The sequence below is a fragment of the Flagellimonas eckloniae genome, assembly GCF_001413955.1.
In the GTDB taxonomy this organism is placed as follows: Bacteria; Bacteroidota; Bacteroidia; order Flavobacteriales; family Flavobacteriaceae; genus Flagellimonas; species Flagellimonas eckloniae.
The window spans coordinates 3,637,501-3,657,400 of the sequence record NZ_LCTZ01000002.1; the positions used below are offsets into that span (position 1 = coordinate 3,637,501).

The window sequence follows — 19,900 nt, forward strand, 5'->3', positions numbered from 1 at the left end:
GACCATATTGAAGTTGCTCATGCTGGTTTTGCGGGATTGATGGCAAAAACAGACCCGGATTGCAATAATTCTGATACTTGGAGGATTAATGGTTTTGTAATGAAAAATTTAAATATTCATCATAATTATATTCATAATACCCATGGAGAAGGTATTTATATTGGTTTTACATTGGGGTATAAGTTGGACTCTGGACGTAACTGTAATGGCACAGAGGTTTATGGACATTGGCTTGAAAATGTAGATATACATAATAACATAGTTGAAGATACCGGTTGGGATGCTATTCAACTGAATTTGGCACATATAAATAGCAAGGTAAGAGATAATATTATTTATGATTATGGAACACGTGGTAATTGGGGGCAGGCCTTTGCTATGAGTTTGGGAGGTGGAGCTTATGAAGTTTATAATAATCATGTGGTTAATGGTCCTTTGGAAAAAGGATGGGGAATGCAAATAATTAATGGTAAAAGTGGAACAAAGGTTTATAATAATGTATTTGTAAAACCTAAAATGCATGGAATATTTCTTCACAATCGGCATGAATTTGAAGATTTAAATGAAGGCTACTATGTGGCCAATAATACTATAGTGGAGCCGGAAAGAGCAGGGGTACATTATAATACAACTGTTTTACATCCTGTTGATCCGGCTGATTTATATAGGAATCAAAGTGAGGTTCCATCCTATTTTGTAAATAATTTGGTGGTTGATCCTGGATATGATTTTGAGGGAGGAAATACTTGGAAGCAAAATCAAGAAAGCTACTTTGATTTTAATGAACGGGATACAAGGGATAGTTTGTTAACCAATATCTATTCAAATATTATGACTCGTCAAATAGATACTTTAGGATTGACGGATGTTTTGAACAATGATTTTAGCCCTTCTTCTTCAAGCTCAGATGTTGTGGATGTTGGATCTGATGTCGCGTCTTGGGGTATAACTTTTGATATGGGCAATGCATCACGGCCCTCGGGAAGCGGTTTTGATGTGGGAGCATACGAATTTCAATCAAGTACTCCCCTGAAGATTCAACTCCCTGATGACATTGAACTTTTTGATGTGCTTTCTGAGAAGCAAGTTCAAACTTTATTTTATCCCAATCCCACAAGTTCTACTTTTCGATTGGAGAACGCGAATTATAAAGATGTAACTATCCAATTAATAAATATGGAGGGAAGAGTGATCCATTCAAGTAAGTATAAGATGGGAACTTCTATTAATGTTGAAGAATATACTGCGGGGCTATATTTTCTGAGGATTATTGCAGCTGATAAAACGGAAGTGCACCGTTTGGTAATTAGATAATAAAAAGCAAAACTCCCCAAAAAAATTCTTTGGGGAGTTTTTATAAAGGGTTTGGTTGGGTATTTAAATTTTAAACTCTAGGTAAATCACCATCACCCTTTAATGGTAAGTTTGATTTTCCCATTAAAAAGCTGTCTACATGATAAGCAGCCTCTCTTCCTTCAGATATGGCCCAAACTATTAGGGATTGACCTCTTCTTTGGTCTCCTGCAACGAAAACCCCTGGAATATTGGTTTTATAATCCTTGATAGAGGCATTAATGTTGGTTCTGGCATCCATTTGCAGCCCTAACTGATCTGCTATTGTAGTTTCGGAACCTGTGAATCCAAGTGCAAGAAGGGCCAAATTGCATTCCCATTCTTTTTCTGACCCTTTTACTTCTTTAAGAACGGGACGTTGTCCAGGCTTCTTTTCCCAATATACTTCAGCTGTAACTAAACCTTTTAAATTACCTTTCTCGTCACCTACAAATTTTTTAGTGGAGATACTAAAAACACGTTCGGCTCCTTCTTTATGTGACGAACTGGTTCTCAGTCGCATTGGCCAGAAGGGCCATGGTTGGCCTTCAGGTCTTTGGGTGGTTGACTTTGGCATGATTTCAAAATTGGTGACGGAAACTGCGCCGTGGCGTATGGAAGTTCCAATACAATCTGACCCCGTATCACCTCCACCAATAACAATTACTCTTTTCCCTTTGGCGGAAAGCTCTTCACCTTCATACGGAATACCATCTACTTTTCTATTGTTTTGAGGAAGAAAATCCATTGCCTGCACAACACCCTTTAAATCTGAACCAGGTATTGGAAGGTTTCTTCTAACGGTTGCACCACCACAAAGCACTATGGCGTCATACTCTTTTTGAAGTTCATCGGCTTTGATATGAACACCTACATGGACACCAGTCTTAAAAATGATACCTTCTTTGCCCATTACTTCAAGGCGCCTATCAATTACGTTTTTTTCCATTTTAAAATCAGGAATGCCATAACGAAGCAAACCGCCGATTTTTTCATCTCGCTCAAGAAGTGTAACCGTATGTCCAGCTCTATTCAGTTGTTGTGCAGCGGCAAGCCCTGCCGGTCCTGAGCCTACAACAACAACCTTTTTGCCGGTTCTTTTTATAGGAGGTTCTGGTTTTATCCAGCCATTTTTAAAGGCAGTTTCGACTATATTTTTCTCTATGTTTTCAATGGAGACAGGGTCTTCATTAATTCCAAGGACACAAGCTTCCTCGCATGGTGCAGGACACAATCTTCCAGTAAATTCTGGAAAGTTATTGGTAGAATGTAAAATCTTTGTGGCCTTTTCCCACTTTCCCTGGTAAACGGCATCATTAAAATCAGGAATAAGATTGCCCAAGGGACAACCGCTATGACAAAACGGAATACCGCAATCCATACAACGGGCACCTTGATTTTTTAATTCACTTTCCTTTAAAGGAACCGTAAATTCCTTATAGTTTTTGATTCTTTCTTCAACAGGTTCGTAAGCTTCAATTTTCCTGTCAAACTTCATAAATCCAGTCGTCTTTCCCATGGCTCAAATTATAAGGTTTGTAGTTTTTCTTTTTCCAATCGTATTAATGCTTGTCTATATTCTTCAGGGAATACCTTTATAAATTTGGGCAGGCATTCTTCCCAATTTTCAAGAATATCTTGCGCTAATGGACTTAAGGTTGCATTATAGTGGTTTTCAATAAGTTCTTTTAACTGCTTGATATCAGTGTCCTCTTCCACAGGAAGCAAATTCAGCGTTTCGCCGTTACATCTTTTTTCAAAAGAATTGTCTTTATCAAACACATAGGCAATTCCACCACTCATACCAGCACCAAAGTTTCTTCCAACAGCTCCCAGAATTACAGCGATTCCTCCTGTCATATACTCACAACCATGATCACCAATTCCTTCCACTACAGCTTTGGCCCCAGAATTTCTGACACAGAAACGTTCTCCGGCTTTACCATTTATATAGGCTTCTCCGGATGTTGCACCATAAAGGGTAACATTCCCAGTAATGATATTTTCTTCTGGTTTTAGCGTTGATTTATAAGGTACTTTAATAATCAATTTGGCACCAGATAGTCCTTTGCCCAGGTAATCGTTAGTATTTCCATTGACTACCATGGTAAGTCCTTTAGTTGCAAAAGCGCCAAAACTTTGTCCGGCTGAACCTGTAAAATTCAGTTTCAATGTGTTATCCGGTAAACCATCAGCACCATAAATTTTTGATATTTCATTGCTGATGATGGCTCCAACTGCTCGATCTGTATTATAGATCGGGAAATCCAAAGAAATCTTTTCCTTTCTAAACAAAGCAGGATGAGCCTGGGTTATAATATCAAACTCAATGGATTTTTCAATGTTATGAACCTGTTTTTCGGTATTGTAAAATTTGGTTCCTTCAGGGACATCAACTTGATATAGAATTGGACTCAAATCAATACCGGCGGCTTTGTAATGCTGAATGGCTTTTTTTCTATCCAATTTTTGAACTTGACCAACCATTTCATCAATAGTCCTGAAACCAAGTTTCGCCATAATTTCGCGCAATTCTTCCGCAACAAAGTACATGTAATTGACCACATGCTCCGGTTTACCTTTGAATTTTTTGCGAAGTTCCGGATTTTGGGTCGCGATACCTACAGGGCATGTATTTAGATGGCAAACCCGCATCATTATACACCCAGATGCAACCAAGGGTGCCGTGGCAAAGCCAAATTCTTCTGCACCTAATAGACAGGCTATAGCTACATCCCTTCCTGTTTTTAACTGTCCGTCACATTCAAGGACTATTCTATTTCTTAGGTCGTTTAAGACCAGCGTTTGTTGAGCTTCTGCAATACCGAGTTCCCATGGAAGTCCGGCATGTTTTAATGATGTTAGAGGTGATGCACCTGTACCTCCATCAAATCCAGATATCAAAACAACATCTGCCTTTGCTTTGGAAACCCCTGCGGCGACTGTACCTACACCAACTTCGGATACTAGTTTAACATTGACTCTAGCGTCTCTATTTGCTGACTTTAAATCATAAATTAATTGTGATAAATCCTCAATAGAATAAATATCATGATGCGGTGGCGGTGAAATTAAACCAACATAAGGTGTTGAATTCCGCGTTTTGGCAATGGCTGGATTCACTTTTGGGCCAGGTAATTGTCCACCTTCACCAGGTTTAGCCCCTTGGGCCATTTTTATTTGGATTTCCTTTGCATTGGTTAGGTAATCCGAAGTGACTCCAAATCTACCTGAAGCTACTTGTTTGATTGCACTGTTTTTCCAATCTCCAGTTTTGTTTTTGTAAAAACGTGTAGCATCTTCTCCACCTTCACCTGAATTACTTTTTCCTCCGATTCGGTTCATTGCAATCGCAAGATTTTCATGGGCCTCCTTACTTATACTTCCATAAGACATGGCACCGGTCTTGAATCTTTTTACGATTTCAGTCCATGGCTCTACTTCTTCAATTGGAATAGGGTCATAGTTCGAAAACTCAAACAGCCCACGAATGGTCATGAGGTTTTTAGATTGCTCATTCACCAATTTGGAATATTCCTTATAAGTATCTGGCTCGTTATTTCGTACAGATTTTTGAAGTTTTGCAATACTTAATGGATTGAACATATGTTTTTCACCATCTCTTCTCCAACGGTACTCTCCGCCAATTTCAATATCAAGATTGGCAGCCAATACTTGATTTTTAAATGCTTTTTGATGGCGTTTTGCTATTTCCTTTTCAATTTCATACAAACCTATTCCTTGAATACGAGTTGGTGTATTGGGGAAGTATTTGTCTACCACTTTTGTGTTTATTCCAATACATTCGAACAATTGTGAGCCTCGGTAAGAATTTAAGGTTGAAATTCCAATTTTGTTCATCACTTTCAATATGCCTTTTCCAATGGCCTTGTTATAATTCTTTATGGCCTCATCAAAAGTGTATTCTGTAATGTCATTTTCTTTAATTTGCTCACCAATAATTTCATTTACTAAATAGGGATTGATCGCACTTGCCCCAAAACCAAACAATAGGGCAAAATGATGCACTTCTCTAGGTTCTGCGGATTCAATAATTATACTCAAATTGGAGCGTTTGCCCAACCTGGCGAGTCCGCTATTTACATAAGAACATGCCAATAAAGCTGGTATTGCCGCCATTTCTGTACTAATCATCCTATCTGATAGAATAATAATGTTAGCCCCTTCATCAATAGCAGCTGAAGCTTGATCTAAAATGGAATCTAAAGCTTCTTCCAATCCATTATGCCCCCGTGAAATTTCATAAAGTGTGGAAATGGCGACAACTTTATAATCTGGACTGGCATCGTAGTTTTTTATTTTATCCAGATCTTCTTTTGAGATTACGGGATTCTGAATTTTCAGTTTTCTACAATGGAGTTCTGATATTTCAAAAATATTTTGATCGCTACCCAGTGTTAAACTAATATCTGTAATCAATTCTTCACGAATACCATCTAAAGGTGGATTGGTAACCTGGGCAAACAATTGCTTGAAATAGTTGTAAATTAACTGTGGACGCTCAGACAAAACGGCTATGGGTGTGTCTGAACCCATAGAACCGATTGGCTCCTTACCACTTTTTGCCATGGGAAGAATAATAGTGTTTATGTCTTCACGTGTATAGCCAAAAGCAGCTCTTCTGGTTTCTAAAGGAAATTCACCAAAAAAGACAGGGCAATCATTATAAGGGATGTCTTTTAGGTGGACCAAGTTATTTTTCAACCATTTTTTGTAGGGATGCTTTTTAGCAATGGCTTCCTTAACTTCTTCGTCATTAATAATTCGGCCTTCTTCCATGTTCACCAAGAACATTTTTCCAGGCTCCAGACGTCCATGGAATTCAATATCCTCTGGTTCAAGCTCAACGACCCCGGTTTCTGAGGACATGATAACATATCCCTTTTTGGTAACGGAATATCTAGATGGACGGAGTCCGTTTCTATCCAGAACAGCTCCAATGTAATTACCATCTGTAAATGGAATCGAGGCAGGGCCATCCCAAGGCTCCATTACACAAGAATTGTATTCATAAAAAGCTCTTTTTGATTCGGACATTTCAGTATTTTTTTCCCAAGCTTCAGGAACCAACATCATCATTACTTCTGGCAGAGAACGACCGGTCATTAACAATAGCTCCACAACCATATCCATACTTGCAGAATCTGATTTTCTTGGCAGTACAACTGGAAGAATTTTTTTGATGTCTTCGCCAAACCAATCACTTTGCAGTAATTCTTCACGCGATTTCATGCGCGCTACATTTCCTCTTAATGTATTTATTTCTCCATTATGGCACATGTAACGGAAGGGTTGTGCCAAATCCCAAGTTGGAAATGTATTGGTTGAAAAACGTTGATGTACCAAAGCCAAACGAGTGACCACTCTGGGATCTAGAAGGTCTTCATAGTATCTACTTATATCATGAGGAACCAAGAGTCCTTTAAAAATGATGATTTTAGTGGATAGACTGGGTAAATAAAAGAACTGACTTTGAGAAAGTTTACTCTCTATAATCGTGTGTTCAGTTATTTTTCTGGCTATGAAAAGCTTAAGGTTGAATTGAAACGTATCCAAAGCATCACCTTTCCCAATGAAAACTTGTTTTACGAAAGGCTCTGTTTCTGCAGCAATCCTTCCGGGAACAGATCTATTTACGGGGACATCACGCCAGCCCAATAGTTGTAATCCCTGATTTTTTATATTTTCCTCAAGTGTTGCAATGCAGAAATCCCGTTGGTTTTCCTTTTGTGGTAAAAAAACATTGCTAACGGCATAATCGCCAGGTTTGGGTAAAGTAAACTTACATACTTCCGAAAAGAAATCATGTGGAATATCTATTAAGATCCCCGCTCCATCACCTGTCTTCCCATCAGAACTTACGGCACCTCTGTGTTCCAACTTATCTAATATCTCAAGTGCTTTGTGAATTATATCATTAGACTTCCTTCCTTTCAAACTACAGATAAACCCTGCGCCACAGTTGTCATGCTCAAATTCCGGTAGGTATAAACCCTGTTTTTCTAGCCTCATTAGTATGGTATTTATTCAAAAATATCATTTTGAATGAATAAACAACAAGGTTTTTAAATAATGTCAATTAATTCATCAACGTTTGTATTAATTCGTTAAAAAATGTTCAGAAACAGAATTTATACAATACTAAATTATGATTACCATAAAATTAGAACAGGCAATTATGGGTACCCCTGTGTATTTAGGGGTAATCATTAATAAATAGTTAAATTTTATTTGAATGCACTCAAAAAGTAACGGTAGAGAGAAAAAATACGTTACTATTCGTTTGAAACCCTGATTAAATGACCGGGGTGTTGGAATTGCTAAATTAAAGTGTTCTAGCTTTTTAATATGCTTCTGGAGATTACAATCTTTTGAATCTCAGAAGTTCCCTCGTATATCTGTGTGATTTTAGCATCCCTCATAAATCTTTCCACATGGTAATCTTTCACAAAACCATTGCCACCATGTATTTGAACTGCTTCCACGGCGGTCTCCATGGCAACTTCCGAGGCATAAAGTTTAGCCATTGCGCCAGAAAGTGTATAATCGTCCCCATTATCTTTATCACAAGCGGCTTGATAGACCAGGTGGCGAGCCGCTTGAATTTTGGTATGCATATCAGCAAGCTTAAATGCAATAGCTTGATGATTTGCTATTTCCGTACCAAAGGCTTTACGCTCTTTTGAATATTTTTTGGACAATTCATATGCACCTGCAGCTATTCCCAATGCCTGTGCCGCAATTCCAATTCGGCCACCAGCAAGGGTTTTCATAGCGAACTTGAAGCCAAAACCATCTTCCCCAATGCGATTTTCTTTTGGAACTTTAACATCGTTAAATAATAAGGAGTGGGTATCGCTACCTCTAATGCCCAGTTTATTTTCCTTAGGACCTATTTCAAATCCTTCTGCTCCCTTTTCTACAATGAGCACATTAATGCCCTTGTGCCCCTTTTCAACATCAGTTTGGGCCACTACCAAATAGACTTCTGCTGCACTGCCATTTGTTATCCAATTTTTGGTGCCATTTAAGATATAGTGGTCTCCATTATCGATTGCCGTGGTTTTTTGAGATGTAGCATCGCTTCCTGCTTCCGGTTCCGAAAGACAGAAGGCGCCTATAATTTCACCTGTGGACAAACGGGTCAGATATTTTTGTTTTTGTGCTTCAGTTCCATAAGTTTCCAACCCCCAACAGACCAAAGAATTATTTACGGATACCATTACAGAAGCGGAAGCATCAATTTTTGACAATTCCTCCATGGCCAAGACATAGGAAAGTGTATCCAATCCGCTACCGCCATATTTTTCATCTACCATCATTCCCATAAACCCTAACTCCCCCATTTTATTTAGAAGTTCTGTTGGGAATTTTTGGGCATCATCTCTTTCTATTACACCTGGTAACAACTCATTCTGGGCAAAATCTTTTGCCGCTTGCTTAATCATTAATTGTTCTTCTGATAGCGTGAAATCCATAAAATTGGGAAATAAATAAAAATAGTATGCAAATATAACTTTTAGATGACTGATTATGAACGAATGACTGAAATAAATGAGAATAGTTTAAAGTTAATTTATGGATTTGAGAGAAGAGCCAATACTAATTTTTAATTATTTTTCTACGACTAAGATTATGTGGGAAAACTCATTTTGAATATCTTTAGCGTAATAGATTATTTCTTTGAAAACGCATAAAACTAAATAAACCAACTGAACATGGAAACCATTCTCATTGCCATATTTGTTATTGGATATCTCGCAATTACCTTAGAACATAACTTAAAGATAGATAAGCTGATACCTGCATTGGCTATGATGGCAACTCTTTGGGCTATGATGGCATTTGGGATTGATGGATTCACTACTTGGTTCGATTCCGGAAAACATGCCTTAATGGAAGGTTTTTCTGCTCTGGGGCATGAAGACAAAATGCATGTGCTTGAAGAAACATTGTTACATCATTTGGGAAAGACCTCAGAAATTTTGGTTTTTCTTTTGGGAGCAATGACCATTGTTGAGATTATTGATTATTTTGATGGTTTTGCTACCATTAAATCGTTTGTAAAAACTAGAAGTAAAAGGAGGATACTTTGGATTTTTGCTTTTTTGGCGTTCATTCTTTCCGCCATTATCGATAACCTTACCGCAACTATTGTATTAATATCTATCCTTCAGAAAATAGTTAGGGAGAGAAATGATAGATTGTGGTATGCGGGTCTAATTATTATTGCAGCCAATGCTGGAGGAGCATGGTCTCCAATTGGGGATGTTACAACAACAATGCTATGGATAGGTAATAAAGTATCTACAGGTAAGTTAATTGGCTATTTATTGTTACCATCATTAGTATGTATGCTTGTACCAACATTTATTGCATCTTTTTTACCGGCATTCAAAGGGAATATCGACGTTGAAGAAGGGGAGTCAACAAAAACAAAATTTGGAGCCACAATGTTGTATTTAGGTCTGGGAGCCATTGTTTTTGTACCCATATTCAAAACAGTGACCCATTTGCCACCTTATGTAGGTATGATGTTGTCCTTGGCTGTAGTTGCTACATTTGCTGAGATATATAGTAATTCCAAAATAGCAATTTCATCTGTGGATTTAGAGAGCGATGCGGAATCACACCACAGCCCTGTTCACAGTGCACTGACAAAGATTGAGTTGCCAAGTATTCTATTTTTCTTGGGAATTTTAATGGCCGTAGCTGCTTTAGAGTCCTTAGGATTATTATTCAATTTTGCAGAAGGATTAAAACAAGGAATTGGATTATTGGGTACCGAACTTCCTGGAACCGAAATTTCGGATTTGGTGGTTATTATCCTTGGGGTTGGTTCAGCTGTAATAGACAATGTACCTTTGGTAGCTGCAAGTTTGGGAATGTTCTCAGAGCCTTTAGACGATCCATTATGGCATTTTATTGCCTATTCAGCTGGAACTGGAGGAAGTATGCTTATTATTGGTTCTGCAGCAGGAGTTGTTGCCATGGGAATGGAAAAAATAGACTTTTTCTGGTATCTTAAGAAAATTGCTTGGCTTGCAGCCCTTGGATTTCTGGCAGGAGCCATTTGCTTTGTTGTAATGCGATATTTCTTTTAGAAAAATACTTTAGCTCAAAAATCTCCGTTATTATTGCAACTTAAATTGGGGATTTTATATGATTACTTTTCAAGATTTGGAAGAAGGGGCTGAGATGGGTGCATCTATTTCAGAAGAAAAAACCCTTTCTGTTATTGACTTAATTGTTAATGGAGGAACAGGAAGTATAATAATTATTACAGTACTTTTTGTGCTTCTTTTTGTAGCGCTCTACATCTATTTTGAGCGAATTTTTGCTATTAAAGCAGCTTCAAAAATTGACAAAAATTTTATGAACCAGATTCGTGACCATGTCATGAATGGTAAGTTGGAAGCTGCAAAACTTCTATGTGCACAAACTGACTCACCTGTTGCCAGATTAACGGAAAAAGGGGTGTCCAGAATTGGAAAACCTTTGGATGACATTAATACTGCTATCGAGAATGCAGGCACACTTGAAGTGTACAAACTCGAAAAAAATGTAAGTGTTTTAGCTACTGTTGCAGGTGCTGCTCCCATGATTGGTTTCTTAGGAACCGTAATTGGTATGATTTTGGCATTCCATGAAATGGCAAGTAGCGGTGGACAAGCAGAAATGGGTTCATTGGCTTCAGGTATTTACACGGCCATGACCACTACGGTTGCAGGTCTTGTGGTTGGTATTATTGCCTATATAGGATATAATCACTTGGTGAACAGAACTGATAAAGTAGTGCATAAAATGGAGGCCAATGCGGTTGAATTTTTGGATTTATTGAATGAACCTATTTAGAATTTCAGGATGAAACTAAAAGGAAGGAACAAGGTAAGCCCAGAATTTAGTATGTCATCAATGACAGATATTGTGTTTCTGTTATTGGTATTTTTTATGTTGACTTCAAACGCTCCCAATGCTTTGGATTTACTGTTACCAAAGGCTAAGGGGAAATCCACCAATACACAGAATGTTTCGGTTACCATAAACAAGAACCTGGAGTATTTTGTGAATAATGAACAGATAAACGAGGAATACATTGAAATTGAATTAAAAAAGGCACTTGAAGGTCAAGAAAAGCCTACGATAATTCTAAGGGCAGAAGAAAGCGTGGCCATTAAAGAGGCTGTAAACGTTATGGATATTGCCAATAGGAATAGTTATAAGGTTATCTTGGCAGTGCGGCCAAAATAATGTCATTTTTAGATACGAGACACAAGAAAAAATCATTCACGCTAACTTCACTTCTGTTGAGCGTGTTATTGCTCCTACTTTTTTATATAGGGCTTACTTATATGGACCCTCCAATTGAGAATGGGATAGCTATAAATTTTGGCACCATGGATTTTGGAAGTGGCAAAGTGCAACCAAAAGAGAAAGTACGCTCTGAACCTAAAAGAGAGGTTGCAAAACCTGTAGAAGAGGTTCAGGAACAAGTACAACCAAAAGAGACTTTACCTGAAGCGCCCGTGGAAAAGGTCTTGACTTCCGAGAATGAAGAGACAATCAGAATAAATCAACAAAGAGAAGCCAAACGTAAATCGGATGAAGCTGCAAAGAAAGCGCAGGCCGAAGCGGAGCGTGTTGCTCTAGAAAAAAAACAGGCTGAAGAAAGAAAAAGACAACAGCAAGAAGCCAAAAAGAAGAGTTTGGATGCCTTGATTGGAGGTATTGGAAAATCTGATGGGAAAACAACTGGAAGTGAGGGAGATGATAACCAGGCAGGGGACAAAGGAAAGCCAGAAGGCAATCCTTATGCTACAAGTTATTACGGAAGCCCCGGCAGTGGAAGCGGGACAGGTGGATATGGTTTGAATGGCCGCTCATTGGTAAAGAAAGGAAAAGTACAACAAGAATGTAATGAGGATGGCCGTGTCGTTGTGCGTATAGTTGTAGATAGAAATGGAAAGGTTATAAAGGCAACTCCCGGAGTAAAGGGAACAACCAACAATGCACCTTGTTTGCTAGAACCAGCAAAGAAGACGGCCTTTCTACATAAATGGAACTTGGATTCCAACGCACCATCACAACAAATTGGTTTTGTTGTTGTTAACTTTAAGCTTGGTCAATAATCCAATGACTTATAAAGAAACCTTGGATTGGATGTTTCAACAACTTCCAATGTACCAACAAAAAGGAACTTCAGCATATAAGGATAAGTTAGATAATATTTTGAGCTTTTCTGAGGTTCTTGAGAATCCCCACAATCAATTTAAAAGTATTCATGTTGCTGGCACTAACGGGAAAGGGTCCAGTAGTCATATGCTTGCCTCTATTCTTCAAGAGGCGGGATATAAAGTTGGCTTATATACTTCCCCGCATTTAAAGGATTTTAGGGAGCGAATCAAAATCAACGGGAAATCTATTGGTAAGAAATATGTAAAGGATTTTGTGAAAAAGCACAAAACCTTTTTCGAATGGAATAAGCTATCATTTTTTGAAATGACCGTTGGTATGGCTTTTCGATACTTTGCTGACGAGAAAGTGGATATTGCAGTTGTTGAAGTTGGATTGGGCGGAAGATTGGACTCAACAAACATTATTACCCCTGAAGCATCGTTAATTACCAATATAGGATTAGATCATACACAGGTATTGGGAAACACCTTGGAAAAGATTGCTTTGGAAAAAGCAGGAATCATAAAAAGAGGGATTCCGATTGTAATTAGTGAGAAACAACAGGAAACGGAGGGAATCTTTAAGTTGATATCTGGTCAGAAAAGATCAAAAATAGTTTTTGCAGAGGAGCTTTCACTTAAAGAATATAAAACTGACCTTCTAGGAAATTATCAGAAGAAAAATTGCAGTGGAGTTGTTGCTTTGATAAAGGAATTAAAGGGATTCAGTGTAAAAGAAGAACATATAAGAAGCGGACTTAAAAAGTGCGTTGTAAATACTGGAATTTTAGGAAGATGGCAGGTTTTGGGAAACAACCCAACGATTATTTGTGATACGGCACATAATAGAGAGGGACTTGATTTAATTTTGAAACAAATTGCAAATCACAAAGCTTCAAAAGTACATTTTGTACTGGGTTTTGTAAACGATAAGGACTTGGAAGATATCCTTTGTCTTTTTCCTACGGATGCTGTTTACTATTTTGTTCAACCAAATGTGGCAAGAGGATTGGATGTTATGGAGTTAAAGGATAGAGCATTTAGGTTTGGGCTTACTGGAGAGGCATACAAGTCTGTAAAAATGGGATTAAAGAACGCGAAAAATAGCGCCAAAAGAGATGATTTTATTTATGTTGGAGGTAGCACATTTGTGGTTGCAGAAGTAGTTTAGATATTTTTCGTTTTTTCTTTTTGGTAATAAAAAATGGTGCTATATTTGCACTCCGTTTTAAGAACGGGCGCGTAGCTCAGTTGGTTCAGAGCACCTGGTTTACACCCAGGGGGTCAGGGGTTCGAATCCCTTCGCGCCCACCAGTAGAAAACCACCTATTTATAGGTGGTTTTTGCGTTTTTTAGCTGCATTGTATTCATCTAAATTGTTCGAGTATTAAGTGGCGATATATTGAAAAATACTTATTTTGTCACCTAGTTCCGTTTAAAGCATTTTAGTTCTTCCATTTGCATTTTTAGTGTAGAGTAAAGTCTCCCGATGATAGTTTACGTAAATCCTTATCGGGAAGACCTCCGTACCGGATTAATAGTGTTAACTATGTATATCATCAATTAATCAACTATTATGAGAAAACTTATTCGACACTTTTTCTCTGCAAACAGTCATCAACCAAGGCAATATGAAAGTGCTTTGGAGACAAAGTATGTTAAGTCAGGACTCACATTACAAGAAGCAGCTGAAATAAAAGAAAAAATTAAGACTGCCTTTGAGCATGATAAGCTTTATAAGAATAATGATATAGGGCTTAATGACCTCTCCAGACATATCTGTAGTGATAGATACAAGATTTCCCAAGTGATAAACGAGTACCTATCAAAAAATTTCTACTCCCTATTAAGTTACTACAGAATTAGGGAAGCAAAGGACCTACTTTTATCCCAACCTTTTCTCAGTGTAAAGGCAATAATGTACGAAGTGGGCTATAGCAGTAAGACCAGTTTCTATAGTGCTTTCAAAAAAGAGACTGGATTGAGTCCAAATGATTTTCGCAATTTGTCCATTTATGCTTCTTAAAAAATTGCTCTTCCATTAAAAGACGTATAAGTTATTTAGTAGAGGTTTTATAAAATGACTACTTCTCCAACAATGGTTACTTATTGGTATTATCCATAGCATTTTCTCTTTGTTAATTTTTAACAAACCTTTTAATAGTCACATGTGGCCTAAGAAGTGTTAAAAAAAGTACTTCCCGTTGGGGATGCTATTTTTTGATGTCCATCCCGTTTTAGAAGTACTGGTTTTTATTCCCCATACGATTGTTTTGTAATTGCAATTGTAAAGGTAAGGCGGTGAGAGGCTTTACTTCCTTATTTTATTAGAGACTTTCCATTAGGTTTTGTTTTCGTAACCAGGGAGTTATTTGAATTAGCTATCAAACCACTTCTCCCGCCTGCCTTTCTCAGTTGCGCTGACTCATTAATTACTAACAAAACTTTTAACTCTATGAAAGTAAAGAAGCTATTTGGGACTCTCATGTTTATGTTATTATCAATAACATGTCTATGGTCTCAAGAGAAAACAATCACAGGAACAATTATTGATCAAACAGGTATACCACTTCCGGGGGTCAATATTATTGTGGAGGGTACTTCAAACGGTACCCAATCCGATTTTGATGGCAATTATGCCATTACCGCCAATGTTGACGAAACATTAGTCTACACATATCTCGGACAGAAAACCACTAAGCGCTTGGTTGGAGCACAGAATGTTGTTAACATTCAAATGGAAGAAGATGCACAAGCATTGGAAGAAGTAGTGGTTACCGCCTTTGGAATTCAAAGGAATCCCAAGCAATTGGGATATGCTGTAAACAAGGTTGAAACAGAGGATATTGTAGAAAATTCCGAACCAGATTTGCTTCGTTCCCTAACAAGCAAGGTTCCGGGTGTAAACATTAATTTGTCCACAGGGGTTGCTGGTGCATCCAATCAGATTAATATTAGAGGAGCAACGACGATAGGTAGTGCTAGTCAACCTTTATTTATTGTAGATGGTATAGCATATGACAATACACAGGCCACTACGGCAGATTTGAACACAACAACTGCTAGTAGCCAATCTACTGGCGGTGGAGGCTATGAGTCTGGAATATCAACATTGGACCCAAATGATATTGCTTCTGTCAACGTATTGAAAAGTACAGCTGCAGCTGCATTATATGGTTCAAGGGCCACAAATGGGGTTATTGTTATAACTACCAAATCTGGTTCAGCTAGAGGTGCTTCAGGAAATAACAAATTAAGTGTATCTGTCAATTCTGGTGTTTATTTTGAAGAAATTGCAAATCTACCTGAGTACCAGAATACCTATGGTAATGGGGTTAATTTCAGCTATTTGAATGCGAACGGTTCGTGGGGTCCTAGATTTGACTCATTAGAAACTATACCCACATGGCCCAATTTATTAAATGCGTTTCCAGAGCTTGGTCCAACTCAACCTTATGTAGCTCAACCAAACAATGTAGAGAACTTATTTAGAACAGGAGTTGTATATGATAATTCTGTAAACTTCTCATATGGAGGAGAGGATGGTAATTTTAATGTTACCATTTCAGATTTGGATCAACAAGGATATATTCCATATAACACCTTTAGTAGAACTTCGGTTTCTGCCGGGGGTAATTTTAAACTTGCCAACAACCTTAGGGTTGGCGGATCTTTGAGCTATTCGGAAACTGGACAAGTTGGTGGTTTCTTTGGTGAAAATCAATTTGCTGGATCAGCTTCTTCATTTGCCAGAACCTTGTGGTTGGGAAGAGCTTGGAATACGGATTTACCCTTTGAGGATCCTGTAACAGGTGGGTCGTTGACTCCAAATAACGGATGGGATCATCCCCTCTGGTCTTGGAAACATGATCAAATAATTACGTCTACAAACAGAACAGTTGTTAATGTTAATTTCGCCTATACTTTTAATGATAATATTTCAGCATCTTATCGTGTAGGGTTAAACAAGTACGATCTTAGTAGAAAGGAAATCAGGGATATTGGCTCTAGAGCAAACAATGGCCTTGGTGGTATAACTACTGATAATTTCTTAAATGAGGCTCTGGAATCTACATTGTTGTTCAATTTTGATTATGAGCTGACAGAAGATTTAGGTTTGGCGGTAATATTGGGTAATAATGTACTGCAGAATACCCAGCAACGTAATGCAATTATAGCGAACACATTTATTTCACCAGGTATATTCACTATAGAAAACAACTTAAATGTTGCCTTGGTACAGCCTACACCAACTAATGGAATTGGTTATGCTAGAAATAGGAATGTTGGTGTATTTGGAGATATTAGTTTATCCTACAAGGATTATCTGTTTTTAAATGCAACTGGTAGGAACGATTGGAGTTCGACCCTGCCTAAGGATAACAGATCCTATTTTTATCCTTCTGTAAGTCTATCTTTTATACCGACAGATGCCTTCAATATTAACAGTAAGGTTCTGACATTTGCCAAATTAAGGGCAGGATATGCCTCTGTAGGTAGAGATGCTCCAGCTGAGTTTTTGAATAGAACCTTTGCTGTTGGTAATGCATTTAACGGAAATCCGGTTATAGGAAACAGGACAGCTTTAGGAGATCAACAAATTACACCAGAGTTTACAGATGAACTTGAAATTGGTGCGGATTTAGAGTTTTTCAATAGAAGAGCGATTGTGGACTTTAGCTGGTATAAAAAAGTAACCACAGATTTGATTTCACCGGTAAGTGTTCCTTCAACAAGTGGTTTTTCCACGTTCAACACAAACATTGGTGAAATGGAGAATACGGGTGTTGAAATTGGTTTGAACATAGTTCCCATACAAACATTGAACTTTAAATGGGACATGTATACCACGTTTACGAAAAATGTTAATGAGGTAAAGGAACTTGTAGAAGGTTTGGAGCGGATACAGTTTAATGCAAATGAAGTTTCGCATGCAATTGTTGGTGAACCATTTGGTGTTTTCTACGGAACCCGTTTTGCAAGAGATGCTGATGGAAATTACCTTATTAATCAAGCAGGTGGTGGAATTGTTCAAGATTTGGAAAATGGTGTTATAGGAGACCCTACCCCAGATTTTAGAATTGGATTCATAAATACGTTTAAATATAAAACATTGAGCCTACGCGCTCAGTTTGACTGGAGAGAAGGAGGAGACATAAAATCTACTAGTCTAGATGCCTTACTAGGGCGTGGTGTAACAAAAGATACAGAAGATAGGGAGCGTACATTTATTATCCCTGGATTTTATGGCGACAATGCTGGTAATCCTATCCTGGATCAAAATGGCAATCAGATTCCGAATACAACACAGGTTGATATGAATGAATTGTATTTCTCACCGGCTGGAGGTAATACATTTGGTATTAATACGGTTGATGAAGCATCAGTGTATGACGGAACAGTGTATCGTTTACGAGAGTTGAGCCTTACCTATGATTTACCTACAAAATGGTTGGATAAAACACCCTTTGGAAGAATGAGTTTTAGTGTATTAGGGAATAACCTATGGTATTTTGCTCCCAATTTTCCAAAGTACACCAATTTTGACCCGGAAGTTACCAGTTTTGGTAACACAAGATTGCAAGGTGTAGAGATTTCTGCTGCGCCTACTTCCAAACGATATGGGTTCAAACTTAATTTAACGTTTTAAAAAAGAAGCATGAAAAATATAATATATAAAAGAATCCTTAAACACTTTTTTACGGGGATATTTTTGGTATTCGCATTCATTGGATGTGAGGATTATCTAGATGTGGATGTAGATAGCGATTCTCCAACAATAGCTCCACAGAACCAACTCTTACCGAATATACATGTAGGAGTTGCTAACATGGCAGACTTTAATTTTTGGTCTGGTGATATGCTGCAGGTATACACACACCAATTTACTGCTAGGGAAGAGCAAGACCAATATGGCACGAAAGCAGACAATATCAATTTAAACAACGATTGGGACAACTTTTATTTGACCCTTACAGATATTGAAACTTTGATTGCCCAGTCCACTGAAAGTGGTGATAATGTTTACATTGGAATAGCCCAAATACTTAAGGCCTATATGGTTTCAGTAGCAGTTGATCTTTGGGGCGATATTCCTTTATCTGAGGCAACACTTCTGGAACAAGGAGTCGTTAGTCCGGTTTTTGATGACCAAGAAGCTGTTTATCAAACAGTTCTTGATTTGATTGATGAAGGAAAAGCAAATGTAGCCAGTGGGGCAGGAAATAATTTCCCAGCTGGGGATGACTTGTTTTATGGAGGTGCAACTGCCAATTGGGTAAAGTTTGCCAATACGCTTAAGTTTAAACTATACAACCAGATTAGGACCACCGCTTTGTTTGATCAGTCGGATTTTAATGCATTAGTTGCTGATGATAACTTTCTTACATCAAGTGCAGATGACTTTCAATTTACCCATACTGCAAATCAAGCTCCTACAGATGAGCGTAATCAACTTTTTATTTCTGCATACGGCGGAGCCCAAGTTACCTATTACGGAAGTCCTTGGTTCTATGAAATACTTAGAGGTGTTAATCCAAATATACATACAGGTAACCCAGATCCAAGGTTGGCCTATTATTTTGTAAATCAATTGGTGCCTGGGCAGTTCCCACGAGATCAAGGAGACGCGGTTACAGGTGATCCAAATGCAGATTACTGGGATGCTTCAACGGGCTTTTTTAGTATTCGTTTCGGTAGTATTGGACCAGATAGGGATGGAGCAGTGCAAAATGATGCTACTTTTCCAGGGATATTCCCTTGCGGGGGGCGTTATGATGATGGACAAGGTTTTGCAAGGACCATTGCTAGTGGAACCGGGGTAGCTCCAAGAAGAATCCTTACGTATGACGAGTTTTTGTACATACAGGCAGAACTTATTCTGGACGGTGTACTGCCAGGAGATGCTGGGGTAAAACTCAGAGAAGCCATGGAGGCAAGTTTTGCTAAGGTAGACGAAGTTGTTGCAGGTACAGGAACAACACAAGCAGTTCCAACATTATCCGGATCAACAGAGGTTAATGATTTTATGGATGCAATTATTGCGGAATATGATGCTGCTTCTGATGCCAAAAAGTTAGAAATAATAATGACCCAAAAGTGGGTAGCAACTTTTGCTGACCCAATGGATCAATATACTGATTATAGAAGAACGGGCTATCCTATTTTGGCAGATCCATCTGGATCTCAAAGCCCAGAATATCAGTTGGATAATGGGGATGGATTTCCACTATTGGATAACCTTACTGTTTTGAACAATCCTTTTCAGTTATCCTTTTTCTGGCCACAGCCCGAGCTGAATCTAAATCAGAATGCTCCAGCGCAGAAAGACCCTGGAACGTATTCAATTTTTTGGGATAACTAATCAAAATAAA

Annotated in this window: 12 protein-coding genes and 1 tRNA gene (1 of these 13 cut by a window edge); 10 read left to right on the forward strand and 3 right to left on the reverse strand. The window is 38.2% G+C overall.

Annotated features, from left to right (window positions below):
- Positions 1-1,314, forward strand: the 3' portion of a protein-coding gene (locus tag AAY42_RS15685) for a T9SS type A sorting domain-containing protein (protein ID WP_055396899.1). It extends 417 nt beyond the left edge of the window; the window shows 1,314 of its 1,731 coding nt (coding positions 418-1,731); the start codon falls outside the window, past its left edge; it ends in the stop codon at positions 1,312-1,314.
- Between the two features lie 70 nt (positions 1,315-1,384).
- Here the strand turns inward: AAY42_RS15685 and AAY42_RS15690 are convergent, their stop codons facing one another.
- The 3 genes from AAY42_RS15690 to AAY42_RS15700 all read right to left on the reverse strand — a co-directional run bounded on the left by AAY42_RS15690 (position 1,385) and on the right by AAY42_RS15700 (position 8,831).
- Positions 1,385-2,851 carry a glutamate synthase subunit beta gene (locus AAY42_RS15690; RefSeq protein ID WP_055396901.1) on the reverse strand — a complete coding sequence of 489 codons (1,467 nt, stop codon included), beginning with the start codon at positions 2,849-2,851 and terminating at the stop codon, positions 1,385-1,387.
- 8 nt (positions 2,852-2,859) lie between these two features.
- A complete protein-coding gene (gene gltB, locus AAY42_RS15695; RefSeq protein ID WP_055396903.1) occupies positions 2,860-7,365 on the reverse strand; it encodes a glutamate synthase large subunit in 4,506 nt (1,501 codons plus the stop codon).
- A 323-nt stretch (positions 7,366-7,688) separates the two neighbouring features.
- Entirely contained in the window at positions 7,689-8,831 is a 1,143-nt protein-coding gene (locus AAY42_RS15700; protein WP_055396905.1) for an acyl-CoA dehydrogenase, read from the reverse strand.
- Between the two features lie 240 nt (positions 8,832-9,071).
- On the opposite strand from AAY42_RS15700, the gene nhaD reads away from it, so the two are divergent.
- From nhaD to AAY42_RS15745, 9 genes are all read left to right on the forward strand, one after another.
- Positions 9,072-10,457, forward strand: a complete 1,386-nt coding sequence (nhaD, locus tag AAY42_RS15705; protein ID WP_055396907.1) for a sodium:proton antiporter NhaD — start codon at positions 9,072-9,074, stop codon at positions 10,455-10,457.
- Between the two features lie 58 nt (positions 10,458-10,515).
- Complete coding sequence (locus AAY42_RS15710) at positions 10,516-11,208, forward strand: MotA/TolQ/ExbB proton channel family protein (protein WP_055396909.1); 693 nt, start codon at positions 10,516-10,518, stop codon at positions 11,206-11,208.
- Between the two features lie 9 nt (positions 11,209-11,217).
- A complete protein-coding gene (locus tag AAY42_RS15715; RefSeq protein ID WP_055396910.1) occupies positions 11,218-11,604 on the forward strand; it encodes an ExbD/TolR family protein in 387 nt (128 codons plus the stop codon).
- Positions 11,604-12,482 (forward strand): hypothetical protein, encoded by an 879-nt coding sequence (locus AAY42_RS15720; RefSeq protein ID WP_055396912.1) that lies wholly within the window; start codon positions 11,604-11,606, stop codon positions 12,480-12,482. Before AAY42_RS15715 ends, AAY42_RS15720 begins: the two co-directional genes overlap by 1 nt.
- A 4-nt stretch (positions 12,483-12,486) precedes the next feature.
- Positions 12,487-13,698: a bifunctional folylpolyglutamate synthase/dihydrofolate synthase gene (locus AAY42_RS15725; RefSeq protein ID WP_055396915.1), complete on the forward strand. Its 1,212-nt coding sequence runs from the start codon at positions 12,487-12,489 to the stop codon at positions 13,696-13,698.
- Positions 13,699-13,763: 65 nt separating this feature from the next.
- Positions 13,764-13,841, forward strand: a tRNA-Val gene (locus tag AAY42_RS15730).
- Positions 13,842-14,103: 262 nt separating this feature from the next.
- Positions 14,104-14,553, forward strand: a complete 450-nt coding sequence (locus tag AAY42_RS15735) for a helix-turn-helix domain-containing protein (RefSeq protein ID WP_055396917.1) — start codon at positions 14,104-14,106, stop codon at positions 14,551-14,553.
- Positions 14,554-14,982: 429 nt separating this feature from the next.
- The gene (locus AAY42_RS15740; RefSeq protein ID WP_055396919.1) at positions 14,983-18,177 is read left to right on the forward strand and encodes a SusC/RagA family TonB-linked outer membrane protein; all 3,195 of its coding nucleotides are present in this window, start codon (positions 14,983-14,985) and stop codon (positions 18,175-18,177) included.
- A gap of 9 nt (positions 18,178-18,186) precedes the next feature.
- On the forward strand, positions 18,187-19,890 hold the full coding sequence (locus AAY42_RS15745) for a SusD/RagB family nutrient-binding outer membrane lipoprotein (protein WP_055396920.1): 1,704 nt from the start codon (positions 18,187-18,189) through the stop codon (positions 19,888-19,890).
- The last annotated feature ends 10 nt before the right edge of the window (positions 19,891-19,900 follow it).